The following is a 13860-nucleotide window of genomic DNA, read 5'->3' as shown; positions in this document are numbered from 1 at the left end:
TGCTACTACGAACCTTTGTAACTTTGCGCCTCTGAACCTAAATTACCAACTCCATCTGAATATTGCAGCGTTTATAAGGCGTTGCCAAACCGAAGACTTTCTGAAAGCCGAGTTTATAGTATAAATTAATTGCCGGTTTTAAGATGGTGTTACTTTCCAGATATATTTTTTTTGCTCCGGCTTCTTTGGCGCCATTTACAATTGCCTGACCAAGCAAAAAGCCAATATTCTTGCCCTGCGCTTTTGGTGAAACCGCCATTTTTGCCATTTCAAAATCATAATGTGAATCTTTCATTTTTATTAAAGCGCAAACACCAACAGGTTCGTCGCGATATAAAGCCACGTAAATCTTGCCGCCTTTATTTAAGATATATTCCTCAGGATTATCCAAAGCCTTGTAGTCAGCTTCTTCCATTTCGAAATAAGTCGAAATCCATTCGACATTTAATTGTTTGAATGCATCAAGATATTGAGGTTCAAACGGTACAATTTTCACATTCTGGCTTTCACGTAACTTTTTTTGTTCATTTACTCGTTTAAACAAACTTTTCTGGTCCAGTAAAAATTCCCATTCTTCAAGCGCAGCCCAAAGATTATGACTTGATTCTGCAATTAAACCATCTACAGCTGCTTCCACATCTTTGAGTTGCTGTTCTAATTCTTTCGAAAATTCCTTTCCTTTTGTTGTCAAACCAACAATATTCCTGCGTTTGTCGTTGCTTTTCAAACTTTCTTCAACCAAGCCTCCAACGATCATTTCCTGAACAATCTTACTTACTGATGGTTGCGAATGTCCAATTTCGTTTGCGATTTCGGTAATGGTTATTTCCCTTTCTTCTATAAGTGTATAAAAAACCGGAAACCATTTTGGAATAAAATCCATGCCATACGACTCATATATTTTTGCAGCATCATCGGTTATGATTGCTGTCATTAAACGTAATCGGCTTCCTAAAGCCACTTTACCAACTTTATTAAAAAATTCCATATATAATTAATTACATAACCAGTTATGCAAATGTATGGAAAAATTATTTGTATCCAAATATTTTTTTAGGTTCAGAGGTACAAAGGTTCAAAGGAACAAAGGTTTCTTGCCGAGACGTATAGTTTACCTCAAAGATTGTCCTCCTGACAGAGGAAGGATCTCGGTAAGAAACTCCACAATCAAAATCGTCAATCCTTGTCGAGCTACTCGCGGAGATCCCAATGTCATTAAGTTAAGGAAAATCTATAATGCTACGGTGAAATTATCTCTCACAGAAGAAGCAAAAAAAAAATTTTTTCACGCAGATTTAGCAGATTTAGCAGATTTTTTTTAATCCTTAATCTGTGGCTTTAAAATAAAGAAGCTTAACTTAATGACATTGGCGAAGATCCGTCGTTCCTGGGGGATGACAAGATTGTGAATATTAAACACAAAAAAAAGACTCACAAATGTACGTCTATACAAGAAACCTTTGTCCCTTTGATCCTTTGCTACTTTGAACCTCGCTCTAAGCTGTAATCGCCAACGGATTCAAATTAAATTTATATTCTTTTGGGCTGCAGTTGAATTTTTGTTTGAAGATTTTAGAGAAATAACTTCTGCTGGTGAAACCAATGCAATAGACAATTTCAGAAATGTTCAAGTCTGAATTTCTAATCAGAATTTCGGCTTTTAGAACTCGCATATGTGTGATGTAGTCGTTTACGGTTCTATTGTGAATCATTTTAAAACCTTCTTGCAATTTATTTGGAGACAAACCTGCTTTTTTACTAAGTGATTTGATAGTGAAAGCTTCTTCGGGATTGGCTTTTATGGCTTCAGAAAGTTCTTTTATTTCTTCCATTTCTTTCAGAGTCAAACAATTTGTATCTTTTGATAAAGCGTTTAAATCGTCTGTATGTTGCTGAATTTCCATTGCCAGAATAATTCGTAAGATTCCTTCTTTTAGTAAATTTCTAACGATTCCGGTTTGTGTAACGGCGTTTAGTTGTTCTATTTTTTCGGCAATTTTCAAATTATAAGAACCTATATAAAAGAAATCCTGAACTGCATTATTTTCGAAAAAAGTTTCTTTGACTTTTTGGTTCAAAGAATATACGTCGTTTTGTTGCTCAGGTTCAGTCCCTACAATAATCAAAGTGAATTTTGTTTTCTTATCTTTTTCAAAAAACAAAACATTATCCTGACTTTCCTTTGAAGTAACAATCGCGGTTTGAAAAGTTTTGAATTTTCTCTCTTCGCCTGTAAACCCAAAACTATGCGACAAACTGCCTTTGGAACAATACGCAAAATAAATCGGCGAAGATTTAACGTTCAAAATATCCATGCGAACATTCGTAGAAAATGTCATATCAAATTGAACATATGATATATTATCATTGAAAGAAGCGCCAATAATAGATCCTTTGGCAAAATTATTATCCACTTCAAGTGTATATTCATCTAAATCATGAGTCACTTTTCCGTCAAAGTTCATATTTAATTCTTCAAAAATATTTTGAATTTTCTCTGTATTTATAGTAACTGTTTTCATTTTGTCTGGATTTAAAATTCTATAATGTCTTAATGGATTTTTGCTCAAGAAAGAGTATTCTTGCGTCGTAAAAATCATAATCCAAAGTTCGCCTTAACCTGTCCGAAAAATGTTATATAATTTTCTGCTTTTGTTTTATAATTACTTTTAAATGATTATTTTAACTCAAACAAAATATATCTTAATTCAAAAACATGAAGAGTTTCTCCTTTCAGCCCATAAGTAATAACGATGCTAACATTTTGATTCTGGGCACAATGCCTGGCACAAAGTCTTTAGAAATTAATCAGTATTACGGACACAGTCAAAATAATTTCTGGAAATTCATGTTTATAATTTTCGGGGAAGATTTCTCGACTGATTATGAAACAAAAAAAGCACTTTTGCAAAAAAACAAAATTGCTTTATGGGATGTTCTCCAATATTGCGATCGCGTTGGAAGTCTTGATAGTGCAATAAAAAACGAAATCGCAAATGATTTTGAAACGTTTTTAAAACAGCACCCCAATATAAAAACCATTTTGTTCAACGGACAAAAAGCGGCAGCTTTCTTCAAAAAATATGTTCACTTAGAAAAATCATATCATCTTATTACATTGCCTTCAACAAGTCCGGCAAATGCCAGTAAAACATTTCAGTCCAAACTAGACGAATGGAAGGTTATTTCCTCACTTTAAAAAAAGCTCAAAAGTTGAAATCATGTAACTTTTCCCATTTAAAATATAACAACAAACGTTCCTTCTTATCCTAATTTTACAACAACAAAATAAAAGCCAACAGAGTGAATTAAGCATGACAGAATGAGGCTTTTTGAATTATAGATATTACTAAGAAAACTGTAAAAAGTTTAATTATAAAGGAAACATTGGTTATGTTAGTTTATTTTTGGGAAAAGCTATTCTATTTTAGGGTAGCTTTGTTTTTTTAAGTACAAACCAAAAACAAAGTAATTATGAAAATTCAAACCTACTACAATCACATACGGTTTTACCCTCCACATCATTTTGTTTATTATCCACTGCTGTCTTTGTTTATAATTGCCAGCATTTATTTTGCAGTTACAACAAACGATACCCTTATCTGGTCCTTTATTAGTGTTGGTTTTGTGTTTTTATTCTGCCTGGCATTTATGTTGCGTCAGCATTATGCGCTCATTTTACAAAACCGAATAGTCAGATTAGAAATCCGCTACCGCTATTTTACCTTAACCGGAAAACGATTCGAAGAAATCGAATATAAATTAACCGACGATCAAATATTCGCCCTAAGATTTGCGCCGGACGATGAGTTTCTACCACTTCTTGAAGACGCCATAAAAAACAATCTACCAGGAGATTCCATAAAAAAAGCAATCGTACACTGGAAAGGAGATTATAATAGAGTTTAGTCTTGAGGTTCTGAGGTTCTGAGGTTCTGAGGTTCTGAGGTTCAAAGATTTTTCGTAGAGATGCACAGCAGTGCATCTAACTATAGTCTTTTCTATTTTATATTAAGTTAAGCTTTTTGGACGATAATTTTTCTCAAAATACCAAGGCATAAACACAATCTTGTCATTTCGACAGAGGAGAAATCTTCGCAAGTAACTCCGCAACGAGAATCCAATCTTTGTCGAGCTTCTCGCGAAGATTTCTCTCCCGAAGCCTCGGGATCGAAATGACAAAATCTTTGCGATTTTGCTATTTTTCAAGAGATTTATTTGCTTCACTATCAAGGATATTTTCCTTAACTTAATGACATTGAGTTCTATCCCTCATGCGATTAAATAAGATATTTTAGATTTTGTTCCATCGGAACATCTCATCGGTAGAAAAAAAATGCATCGAGAGAAACATCGTCCCGTAGGCAATGTCATTAAGTTAAGGGAATATTGCCGAATAAATCTCGCGCAAAGTCGCAGACTCGCAAAGAAAATGTATGTAAACTTGGCGGCTTTGCGACTTTGCGCGATTTTTTTTTCAGTCTTAATTATCTAAAAAAAGCTTAACTTAATGACATTGCCCGTAGGGACGTTTGAGAAATTGTAAACGTAATCAATATATGTTTTTAACAATTATTATTTATAAAATCAAACGTTCCTACGGAACGTAAAAAAATATCGTATTTATTTGGCTACCAATGAAATGTTCCGATGGAACAAAAAACAAATATTAATAGGTGTCTTAATAATCACAGTAAAATCCATTTATTTTCTAATAATAAAAGATAACGAATATCCGCAGACACAGTAGGACGGCGTCTCCGTATAGATTAACACACAAAGATTAGATACGCTGCTGTGCATCTCTACGTTAAAAACTTTGTCCCTTTGATCCTATAAGACGCACTGCTGTCCGTCTCTACGAAAAAAAAACTTTGTCTCTTTGAACCTTACTTAGTAATTTCAAAACCTTCCTTCACTATTTCGCTTTCCACTTTATCAATCAGCTTATTTGTTTTTCCGGTTAATCTTTTTTTCTTCCAATCCCCTTTAGCATAAATTGCGAGAGTAACTAAAGCCGTTATAACTGTTGAAACGGGAAAAGCCCACCAAATTCCAATTTTTCCAAGGGATGTATTATGAGATAAAATATAAGCCAGCGGAAATTGCAAAACCCATTGCGAAACCAATGTTAAAATCATTGGTAAAGTTGTATTACCAACAGCTCTAAAAACGCCCAATAAACACATTTGAAGTCCCAGAAATCCCCATGAAAGACACGTGATTCTTAAAAAAGTAGTTCCGCCTTCAATAACTGCGGGTTCGTTTGGCACGAAAAAAGCAATGAAATGCGGAGCGAAAGCATACGCTATTAAGCCAATTCCGGTTAGTAATCCGAAGCCTAAATAAGCGCCCAGTTTGGCAATTTTTCCCGCACGAAGAATATTTCCCGCTCCAATATTTTGTCCAACCAAAGTTGCGATTGCCATCGAAAGTCCCAAAGCCGGAATCATAATCAACTGAATCAAATTAGATCCTGCTCCATAAGAAGCGACCGTTGTGGTTCCAAAATGTACAATTAAAAATGTGATTGCCGTTAATCCAATCGCGCGCATCGATTGCTCAATCGAAGAAGGGAAACCAATTTTAAATGCTTTTCTGATATGTTTATAATCCGGTTTAAAATCTTTCAATTGCAGATGAATTCCGTGTTTCCCTCGGAACAAAATGGCAAAACCTATAATAATTGCCAGACTTTGAGTCGATAATGTTGCCAGAGCTGCTCCTTTTACTCCCATTGCGGGAATAAAATTCCATCCAAAAATAAACAAAGGATCTAAGGCGAAATTAAGAATAACAGTTCCTAACACAATGTATACCGGCAAAGTAACACGACCAACACCACGCATCACCGATTGAAATATCATGAAGCTAAAACTAAAAACCAATCCGATAAATGCAATTCGCATAAAGCCCAAAGCATTCGTGTAAACCTGTGGCGTTACTTTAAGTAAATACAAGAAATAAGGACTCAGGCAATACCCAATAATCGACAAAATGATTGAAGCCGTCACAACCATCAAAAGTGTTTGTGCTGCGACGTGATTAACCATTTCCTGCTGTCCTGCACCAAAGTATTGCGCAATCAAAATTGATCCTGCAATTGCCAAACCTGTTCCTAAAGCGATCATCAAAAAGATAACGGGCGTACTTACAGAAACTGCCGCAACGGCATCTCCGCCCAAACGTCCAACCCAAAAAGCATCTACTAATTGATACGCGGCCTGTAGTAAATTGGCAATCATAATTGGAACTGCTAATTTTAATAATGAAGAAAGTATCGGACCTTCTAATAATTCGTTTTTGTTCATGTTTTATAATATTTATATTTTTCTTGCCACAGATTAAAATGATTAAAATGATTCTTTAACCTGTGTCTTTTTGCCACAAATTCCACGAATTTTCACGAATATGCATTTAAATTATGCTCTGTGTACTTAAAAATTTGCAAAAATTCGTGGAATTCGTCGCGAACTCTTTTTTAATTCGTCGTGAACTTTTTTCAATAAACCTGTGAAAATCTGTTTAATCCGTAAAATCCGTGGGCTATTTTAAAGCGTATCTAATTTATCAGCATAACCTCTAATAGTTTCCAAAGCTTCTATTCTTTCTTTGGCTGAAAAAACAGAAAGAACCTCATCTTCTGCTTTCTTCATTAATAACCGAATACTTTTTGCTAAACTAATTCCTTCTTCAGTTAGACTCACAATATTCTTTCGTTTGTCGTCTTTGTCTTTTTGAACTTCAACCAAAGCTTTTTTTTCCAAAGCATTGATACTTCTTAAAATCGATGATTTATCCCGCATCGTCATATCTGAAAGTTCTCTTTGTGAAAGATTCTTGCGCTGTAAAATCATGATTAATGGCAATTGTTCTAATTGCAAATTAATTCCTGCTTCATTCATAAGCGCATTTGTATGACGAAAAATAGTCCGTTTCATTCGATGAATCTGAAAGAAAAAACTATCCGAAATTCCGTCTTTAAAAGCATTAAAATCTGTTATTGGTTTTTCCATGTCACAAAATTACAAAAAAGAGTGACATGTCAACTAATTTTAACAATTCACATAGTGAACTGATAGTCAGATTGTTTTATAAAATAATAAAATCAAAAAAATGAAATGAATGATTTTTTTTGTTAACTTTAAGTGTTAAAATTTTATACCAAAATTTAAAAATAAATCTTATGAAAAAAATATTTTCTTTATTGATTATTTCCCTTTTTTGGTTTTCGGCTCAAGCTCAAAATACTGCTGAAATTCCCGTTGAAACTACTTTACCAACCTTACAGAATAACGCATCAGAAAAACTTCAGGATTACGATGCAGGAGATTTACCGTGGCATGGACGACGCTTTAAGTTTAGCGCCGGAGTGTTTTTTCCTACTAATAACACACAAGTTGAAGTGGGAAGCAATAATGGCAATTTTGGAAAAGAGATCGATTTTGAAAAAGATCTTGGTTTTAAAAAAAGTACCACATCGTTTGCAGGTGCATTTGAATGGAGAATTTCAAGAAGATCAAGAATGGGTGCGGAATACTTTTATTTAAAAAGAACCTCAACAAAAACCCTTCAAAAAGAAATAGAATTTGGTGATCATACTTATCCGGTAAATGCCACAGTTTCTGCGTTCCTTGACAATGAAATTTATCGAATTACCTATGGATATGCTTTTATCTCAAAACCTAAATATGAAATTGGAGCACTTATTGGTGCACACATTATGCTGGCAGATGTTGGTTTAAAACTTGAAGGAGCTACAGCACAAATAGGCTATCACGATGACTTTGGTTTTACCGCTCCACTACCCGATCTTGGGCTTTGGGGAGAATTTGTTCTGGCAAAAAAATGGGGTCTTTATGTAAATACCAATTATTTTGCCATTAAAATAAATAATATTGACGGACGTATTTTGAGTTATAATTTATCTGTTTTATATAATGTCTACCAAAACTTAAGTCTAACAGCCGGTTACACTGGCTTAAACATTAGGGTCGACGCTGAAAAAGACAGATTAAACGGGTTCTTTAAATGGGGATATAATGGTCCAACGCTTACTGCAACGTATGCTTTTGGAAATCACGTTAAGTTTTATAAACATTAGAGGATTTAAATTCCAAATTTTAAAAAATTCCAAATTCCAATTTGACTAACGCAAGGTAATCCCTGTCTTGTCAATTTCGACGGAGGAGAAATCACACTAGCGAATCGACAAAGATTGTCGACATTTCTTTGCGGAGTTTCACGTGTGATTTCTCCTGCGTCGAAATGACAAAATTGGCGATTTTGCATGCGAAATTTCTCGTGCGATTTCTCCTGCGTCGAAGTGACAACTATTCTTTAAACAGATTAAATTAGCCTAGTTTGTCATTCTGAGGAACGAAGAATCTCACTTGTTACTCGGCAAAGATTAGCGATTTTGCATGCGTAAGATGGATTAAAATCCATCCCTACAATATATTTTGTTCCTCTGGAACTTCCTCACGGAAAAAGCCTTGCTTCTTCCTAAACTAAAATGAACTTATATCACTTACATGGTAGAACAAAAATAACAAACCCGATACCTTCTAAAAGATATCGGGTTCATTGCTCAAACTCAACTTAACTCAAAATAAACTTTACTAACTTATTTCTCGATTGGAGAGAATTTTATAGCTGTTCCTCCGCCAGCTGCCAATTTAATATCCAATATTGTTTTACTGTTCACTTTTTGTTTTGAAATCGCAACCGGATAAGGATTTGTTTTATAATTTGCTCCTGCTCCATCTGTATAAATTTCGGCTTCGTAATCTTTTCCTGCATCTAAGAAAGCCAAAGCTACTTTTAGATCTCTTGCATTGCTATTGGTAATAGATCCCAAATACCAATTTTTTTCTTCCCAGTCTTTGCGGGCAATTGTAGTGTATTCTCCTATTTTAGAATCCAAAACTTTGGTATCGGACCAATTGCAAGGCACTTCTTTTACAAACTCAAATTCAGGTTTCCCTTCATAATTTTCAGGTAAATCAGATGCCATTTGCAGCGGACTATAAATGATAACATACAATGCCAATTGGTTTGCCAGAGTGGTTTGTACTCTTGCTCCTGAAGGTGTTTTATAATCAAAATTAAAATTCCCCGGAGTGTAATCAAATGGTCCCGAAAGCATTCTTGTAAAAGGCAAAGTTGTTAAGTGTTCCGGAGTATTTCCGCCATCAACAGACCATGCATTGTATTCTTGTCCACGTCCGCCTTCTTGCGACATAAAGTTTGGATATGTTCTTTGTATTCCAGTTCCTTTTATAGGCTCGTGATTATCGATCATAATATGATATTTAGCTGCCGTTTCCATTACTTTTCTGTAATGACGTGCTCCGTATTGGCTGTCGTGCCATTCCTTTTTATCTAAATATTTATTTACATAACCCGTTTTTACCGTATTCACGCCCATTTTTTGATACAGTTTAAAAGCATCTTCCAATTGGTTTTCGTAATTTTTTGTAGCACCTGCCGTTTCATGATGTCCTATTAAACGAACATTTTTAATAGCAGCATATTTTGTAATCTCTTCTAAATTAAAATCGGGATATGCTTTAGTATAACTAAATGCAGATCCATCGGCAGTCCAGTCGCCGTCCCAGCCCTCGTTCCAGCCTTCCACCAGAACGCCGTCAAAATTGTTTTTCGCAGCAAAATCAATGTATTCTTTTGTATTCTTAGTCGTCGCCCCATGTTTTGGCCCTTGTCCCCAAGTATATTTCTCTAAGTGCATTCCCCACCAGATCCCAATATATTTTGAAGGTGTAATCCACGAAAGATCTTCAATTTTTGAAGGATCATTCAAATTCAGCATAATAGTCGAAGTTGCAACTTCTCCCGGAGTTTTACCCACAACAATAGTTCTCCAAGGTGTATTAAAAGGAGTTTCGGCATATACTTTTACACCGTCTGCCCAAGGCACTAATTCGCTTTTGTATTGTTTATTACTTGTTTTTAAAAGTGTCATTGAGGCAAAATCCGTCAAATTAGCTTCGTGAATTGCCACATACAATTTTTCCTTAGTTTCAAAAGTTGCAGGAGTATTGATCGTATCTGTTTTGCTCACTGCTGTTTTGCGATACGTGCTTTCGTAATAACTGTTTTCGCGGTGCACCGGAATCCACCAAACATCATTGTCTGATTTGAATGTGAATTGGGTGATTTCATTAGCGATTTTTACTTTTCCTAAATGTGGTTGTTTCGGGAAAAAGTATCTAAAACCAACTCCATCATCAAAAACTCTGAAAATAATATCTACTAAACGCTCTTCGCCTTTTGCTTCTTTCAAATGAATAATTAACTCGTTGTGATGATCTCTCACTTTTTTGAATTCTCCCCAAGGTTGTTCCCAAGTTTCATCTGACGTTTTTTCTTCGGTGGAAACCACTTCAAAACCTTCAGTCATTTTTGAGATTCCCTGAAATTCAAATCCCATCAAAGAAGGTTCTATTACCGATTTTCCACTAGACGTAAAACTGTATTCAGGCTGACCTGAAGCGGTTAATTCAAAAACTAATTCGGTGTTTTTTCCCGGAGAACTTATTCTATATGTTTTTTTAGTACCGGCACTGCAAGCGTAAATTAATATTGACGCGAAAGCAATTAGACAGTATCTATATTTTATGTTTTTCATTATTTAATTGTATTAATTACAACTCTTATTTAATTTCATTTATTAACTGTTTTGCTTTTGCGGGCTGCATTGAAACAAAGTAATTAAAAGCCTGATCTAATTTTTTCTGGGCATCGGCACTGCCTTTCTTTTCTACTCGCAGGTTATAAAGTTTACTGATATCCGGAAAAACCGTTTCGGTATTTTTTACGCCGGCAAATGTTTTTACTTTTTCGATATAACTATAGCCAAATTCTACTGTTGGTTCGAACATTGTTCCTTCTCCAAAGTCATTCCAGGTGATCAATTGCAGGTAGTTTAAGTTTGCATTTTTAGCCAAAGAAAGTGTTTCATCGAGTGTAGCTCCATTATTTGGTTCTATTGTCCAGCCAATTGCCGCTCCACCACCACCTTCGGCATAAAAATCTTTAAAACCGGGATAAGCACTTCCCATTGCAACAGAAAGTTTTGGTTTTGTATTGGTATAAAAATTGGTCAAATAAGTGCTGTTTTTAAATACCCAGGCATATTCGCCCGAAGCATTATCTCCAGCTTCTATTGATTGATCCCAAAGGGTTAAAAAAGTAGGTTTTGTAGTCAAGGTATTAAAAACGTTTGTCCACTCTGCGGGAGTTTGCAATATTATTGGACCAAAATTTAGCAACAATGGTTTTCCGTTTATTTTGATGTAATTTTTATCATCAAAATAGTTGTTTTGCATGTACGCCAAATCTGTTTTTGCGGCTGCGGTTACTGAGATTGCTTTTCCTGCATCTACTGCATTTTTAGTAACTCTGTCTTCGTACACAATCGCATATTCAAGACCAACTTTGTCCAACATTGCAATTAATTGCTCTGTGTTTTCTTTTACCATTCGGTAATCATTGACATCATATGTGCCGTACCAATCGATTAAGACGCCATCAATTCCAGAATATTTCATCAATAATAAATGATTTTCAATCACATTTTTATCGCCAGAATGGTATGGACCAATTAGTGGATAATAATAGGATGCGATTTCTCTGCGACCGTTTGCTCCTATAATGTTTGGATTTTTGTTTGCCATTGTCCAGTGATATCCCCATTTTTTATCGGCACTACTTTCATTGGTTTCAAACCAAGGCATATAATGAACGTAAATTTTGGTGCTATTTGTTTTTTCAATTGCAACTGGTTCAAATGTTTCTGGTTCTGTTGGTTTATCAGGGCTTTTATCATCGCTGCTGCTGCAACTTACGGCGACGAAAATGCTTATGATCCCAAAAAACAATAATGTGATATATCTTTTCATATTGAGATAATATTTGTTTTGTGATTATTGCGGTTAATTTTTTTTGCTTTTGATTTTAAAGTCTTTGTCCAAAATTATTTCACGCAGGTTTAAATTGATTTAAGCAGATTTTGCAGATTAGTTTTAACCTTATTTAATTTAAATCTGCTTAATCTGCCGAATCTGCTTGAAACAAAAATTCTTTACCATTAATTTTAAAGTCTTTGTCCAAAATTATTTCACGCAGATTTAAATTGATTTAAGCAGATTCTGCAGATTAGTTTTAACCTTATTTAATTTAAATCTGCTTAATCTGCCGAATCTGCGTGAAACAAAAATCTTTTTAATCTGTGGCTAAAAAATTATAAATATGTCAGCCTTCCACGACTAACCAACATGGAAGACTGACATTCTAGAACCTAATTTACAGGATAACCAGGATTCTGTTTCAGATTTTTATTTGTTGTCATAACCGTACTCGGAATTGGGAATATCGCTCTATACTTTTCAGTTGTCCCTTTTTCCCACCATGCATCAAAGAAAGTCCCAAAACGGATGTTATCTGTTCTTCTTCTTCCTTCAAATGTGAATTCCTTAAGCAATTCCTGATCGATAAAATGAAGATCTATCGTTGCAGGCATTTCCTCTCCGGCACGTGCTGTTACTTGTTGTAAAAATGGTTTTGCCAAATCAGGAGATCCTAAACGAACGTAACATTCGGCTTGCATCATTAAAATTTCAGCATAACGAATTAAAACAAAATCATGATCGCGTTCCCATTGTTCTCCGGCTTTCATTTCGTATTTTCCTAAACGAACTCCTTGGTTTTCTTTAGCGTCGGCTACACTTGTAACTTCTTCTGTATAGGTCAACGGTTCTCCATTATCCATCAAAATAACCTGTCCTGTTGCTACACTAATCTGATCGCCGGCAACCATACATTTCTTTCTTTTATCTTTATCTGCAAAGGCGGAGTAAACTCCCGGTTGTGCACACATTCCGTTTGCGCTCCACGGATAATCATTTCCTGATGCTGAGATTGTCAATTTATGAAGGTAATGACAAGACATTGAATTCATATAATTACCTACTGTTCCTGCTTTTGAATCGTAAGGAATAGCAAAAATAATCTCTGTTGATTTTTGATTTTCTGTAGCAAAATTGGCAAAGAAATCCGGTGTCAATGTATAACCTGTAATCTTCTGGCACATACTGATACAATCTTGCCAACGTGCTGTTCCTATAAAAGCTTCAGAGTTTAGATACAATCTCGCCAATATAGAATACGCCACATTTTTTGTCATTTTAGAATAAACCACGTTTCCGGTTAAATGCGGAATTGCATCTGTCAATTCTTTCTCAACAAAATCATATACTTGTTTTCTTGTCGAATTTGATGGTAAAGAAGTATCCTGAAAATCCGTCACGATTGGCACATTTCCAAATAAATCCAAAAGATTATAATAGTAATATGCTCTTAATGCTTTTAATTCGGCATAAATTGGAGCTTTCGCCGCATCTGTCAATGCCGATTTATCAACCTGATAAATGATCGAATTGATTTTAGCGATTCCGGTGTAATTGTAACGCCAAGCCGAAAGAATCAAACGATTGTCCGGTTTCCAGGTATGTTTTTGCGCATCCTGATATTGTCCGCCATCGTACCAGTTTGTACCTCTTGTTGGAATTGTAGCTTCATCTGAAACTGTTTCTTCAAGAAAGAATACATACTCAGAAGTTGGATAATTATTGGATATTCCGTCAGCAAATCCTCTTAATGAAGAATAGGCTCCACCAACTAATGCATCTACCTCTTTTGGAGTATTTCCAAAATTTCCATCTTCTACCTTATCATATAAATCCTCATTTAAATTGGTACATGATATCGTAAAAAGCATGCTAATGAATAGTGCTGCTGTTATTTTGATTTTCATTTTTTATATTTTTGAGTTAATTC

At 35.0% G+C, this 13860-nt stretch carries 10 protein-coding genes; 3 read left to right on the top strand and 7 right to left on the bottom strand.

Annotated elements, in window-relative coordinates:
* Positions 1–37 precede the first annotated feature (37 nt).
* Positions 38–988: a helix-turn-helix domain-containing GNAT family N-acetyltransferase gene (locus tag EAH81_RS15820; protein WP_140508821.1), complete on the bottom strand. Its 951-nt coding sequence runs from the start codon at positions 986–988 to the stop codon at positions 38–40.
* 508 nt (positions 989–1496) lie between these two features.
* Positions 1497–2522, bottom strand: a complete 1026-nt coding sequence (locus EAH81_RS15815; protein WP_140508818.1) for a helix-turn-helix domain-containing protein — start codon at positions 2520–2522, stop codon at positions 1497–1499.
* Between the two features lie 194 nt (positions 2523–2716).
* On the opposite strand from EAH81_RS15815, the gene EAH81_RS15810 reads away from it, so the two are divergent.
* Positions 2717–3199, top strand: a complete 483-nt coding sequence (locus EAH81_RS15810) for a DNA-deoxyinosine glycosylase (protein ID WP_140508815.1) — start codon at positions 2717–2719, stop codon at positions 3197–3199.
* Positions 3200–3474: 275 nt separating this feature from the next.
* Positions 3475–3909 carry a DUF6526 family protein gene (locus EAH81_RS15805; RefSeq protein WP_140508813.1) on the top strand — a complete coding sequence of 145 codons (435 nt, stop codon included), beginning with the start codon at positions 3475–3477 and terminating at the stop codon, positions 3907–3909.
* Between the two features lie 980 nt (positions 3910–4889).
* On the opposite strand, the gene EAH81_RS15800 is transcribed toward EAH81_RS15805, so the two are convergent.
* Positions 4890–6311: an MATE family efflux transporter gene (locus EAH81_RS15800; protein ID WP_140508811.1), complete on the bottom strand. Its 1422-nt coding sequence runs from the start codon at positions 6309–6311 to the stop codon at positions 4890–4892.
* A gap of 240 nt (positions 6312–6551) precedes the next feature.
* Positions 6552–7016: a MarR family winged helix-turn-helix transcriptional regulator gene (locus EAH81_RS15795; protein WP_140508808.1), complete on the bottom strand. Its 465-nt coding sequence runs from the start codon at positions 7014–7016 to the stop codon at positions 6552–6554.
* A 170-nt stretch (positions 7017–7186) separates the two neighbouring features.
* On the opposite strand from EAH81_RS15795, the gene EAH81_RS15790 reads away from it, so the two are divergent.
* Positions 7187–8104: a hypothetical protein gene (locus EAH81_RS15790; RefSeq protein ID WP_140508806.1), complete on the top strand. Its 918-nt coding sequence runs from the start codon at positions 7187–7189 to the stop codon at positions 8102–8104.
* Between the two features lie 522 nt (positions 8105–8626).
* On the opposite strand, the gene EAH81_RS15785 is transcribed toward EAH81_RS15790, so the two are convergent.
* The 3 genes from EAH81_RS15785 to EAH81_RS15775 all read right to left on the bottom strand — a co-directional run bounded on the left by EAH81_RS15785 (position 8627) and on the right by EAH81_RS15775 (position 13837).
* On the bottom strand, positions 8627–10651 hold the full coding sequence (locus tag EAH81_RS15785) for a glycoside hydrolase family 97 protein (protein WP_140508803.1): 2025 nt from the start codon (positions 10649–10651) through the stop codon (positions 8627–8629).
* 25 nt (positions 10652–10676) lie between these two features.
* Positions 10677–11924, bottom strand: coding sequence for a glycoside hydrolase family 71/99-like protein (locus EAH81_RS15780; protein WP_140508801.1), 1248 nt, complete (start codon positions 11922–11924; stop codon positions 10677–10679).
* Positions 11925–12322: 398 nt separating this feature from the next.
* Entirely contained in the window at positions 12323–13837 is a 1515-nt protein-coding gene (locus EAH81_RS15775) for a RagB/SusD family nutrient uptake outer membrane protein (RefSeq protein ID WP_140508799.1), read from the bottom strand.
* Positions 13838–13860: the final 23 nt, after the last annotated feature.

The organism is Flavobacterium pectinovorum, from assembly GCF_006438875.1.
Taxonomy (GTDB): Bacteria; Bacteroidota; Bacteroidia; order Flavobacteriales; family Flavobacteriaceae; genus Flavobacterium; species Flavobacterium pectinovorum_A.
The sequence above is the reverse complement of the archived record's forward strand: the minus strand, read 5'-3'. Positions and strand labels throughout refer to the sequence as shown.

Excerpts from the sequence above, each read along its gene's own strand:
- EAH81_RS15795 (WP_140508808.1), bottom strand. The coding sequence starts at position 7,016 with ATGGAAAAACCAATAACAGATTTTAATGCTTTTAAAGACGGAATTTCG.
- EAH81_RS15815 (WP_140508818.1), bottom strand. The coding sequence starts at position 2,522 with ATGAAAACAGTTACTATAAATACAGAGAAAATTCAAAATATTTTTGAA.
- EAH81_RS15790 (WP_140508806.1), top strand. The coding sequence starts at position 7,187 with ATGAAAAAAATATTTTCTTTATTGATTATTTCCCTTTTTTGGTTTTCG.
- EAH81_RS15805 (WP_140508813.1), top strand. The coding sequence starts at position 3,475 with ATGAAAATTCAAACCTACTACAATCACATACGGTTTTACCCTCCACAT.
- EAH81_RS15810 (WP_140508815.1), top strand. The coding sequence starts at position 2,717 with ATGAAGAGTTTCTCCTTTCAGCCCATAAGTAATAACGATGCTAACATT.
- EAH81_RS15820 (WP_140508821.1), bottom strand. The coding sequence starts at position 988 with ATGGAATTTTTTAATAAAGTTGGTAAAGTGGCTTTAGGAAGCCGATTA.
- EAH81_RS15785 (WP_140508803.1), bottom strand. The coding sequence starts at position 10,651 with ATGAAAAACATAAAATATAGATACTGTCTAATTGCTTTCGCGTCAATA.
- EAH81_RS15780 (WP_140508801.1), bottom strand. The coding sequence starts at position 11,924 with ATGAAAAGATATATCACATTATTGTTTTTTGGGATCATAAGCATTTTC.
- EAH81_RS15800 (WP_140508811.1), bottom strand. The coding sequence starts at position 6,311 with ATGAACAAAAACGAATTATTAGAAGGTCCGATACTTTCTTCATTATTA.
- EAH81_RS15775 (WP_140508799.1), bottom strand. The coding sequence starts at position 13,837 with ATGAAAATCAAAATAACAGCAGCACTATTCATTAGCATGCTTTTTACG.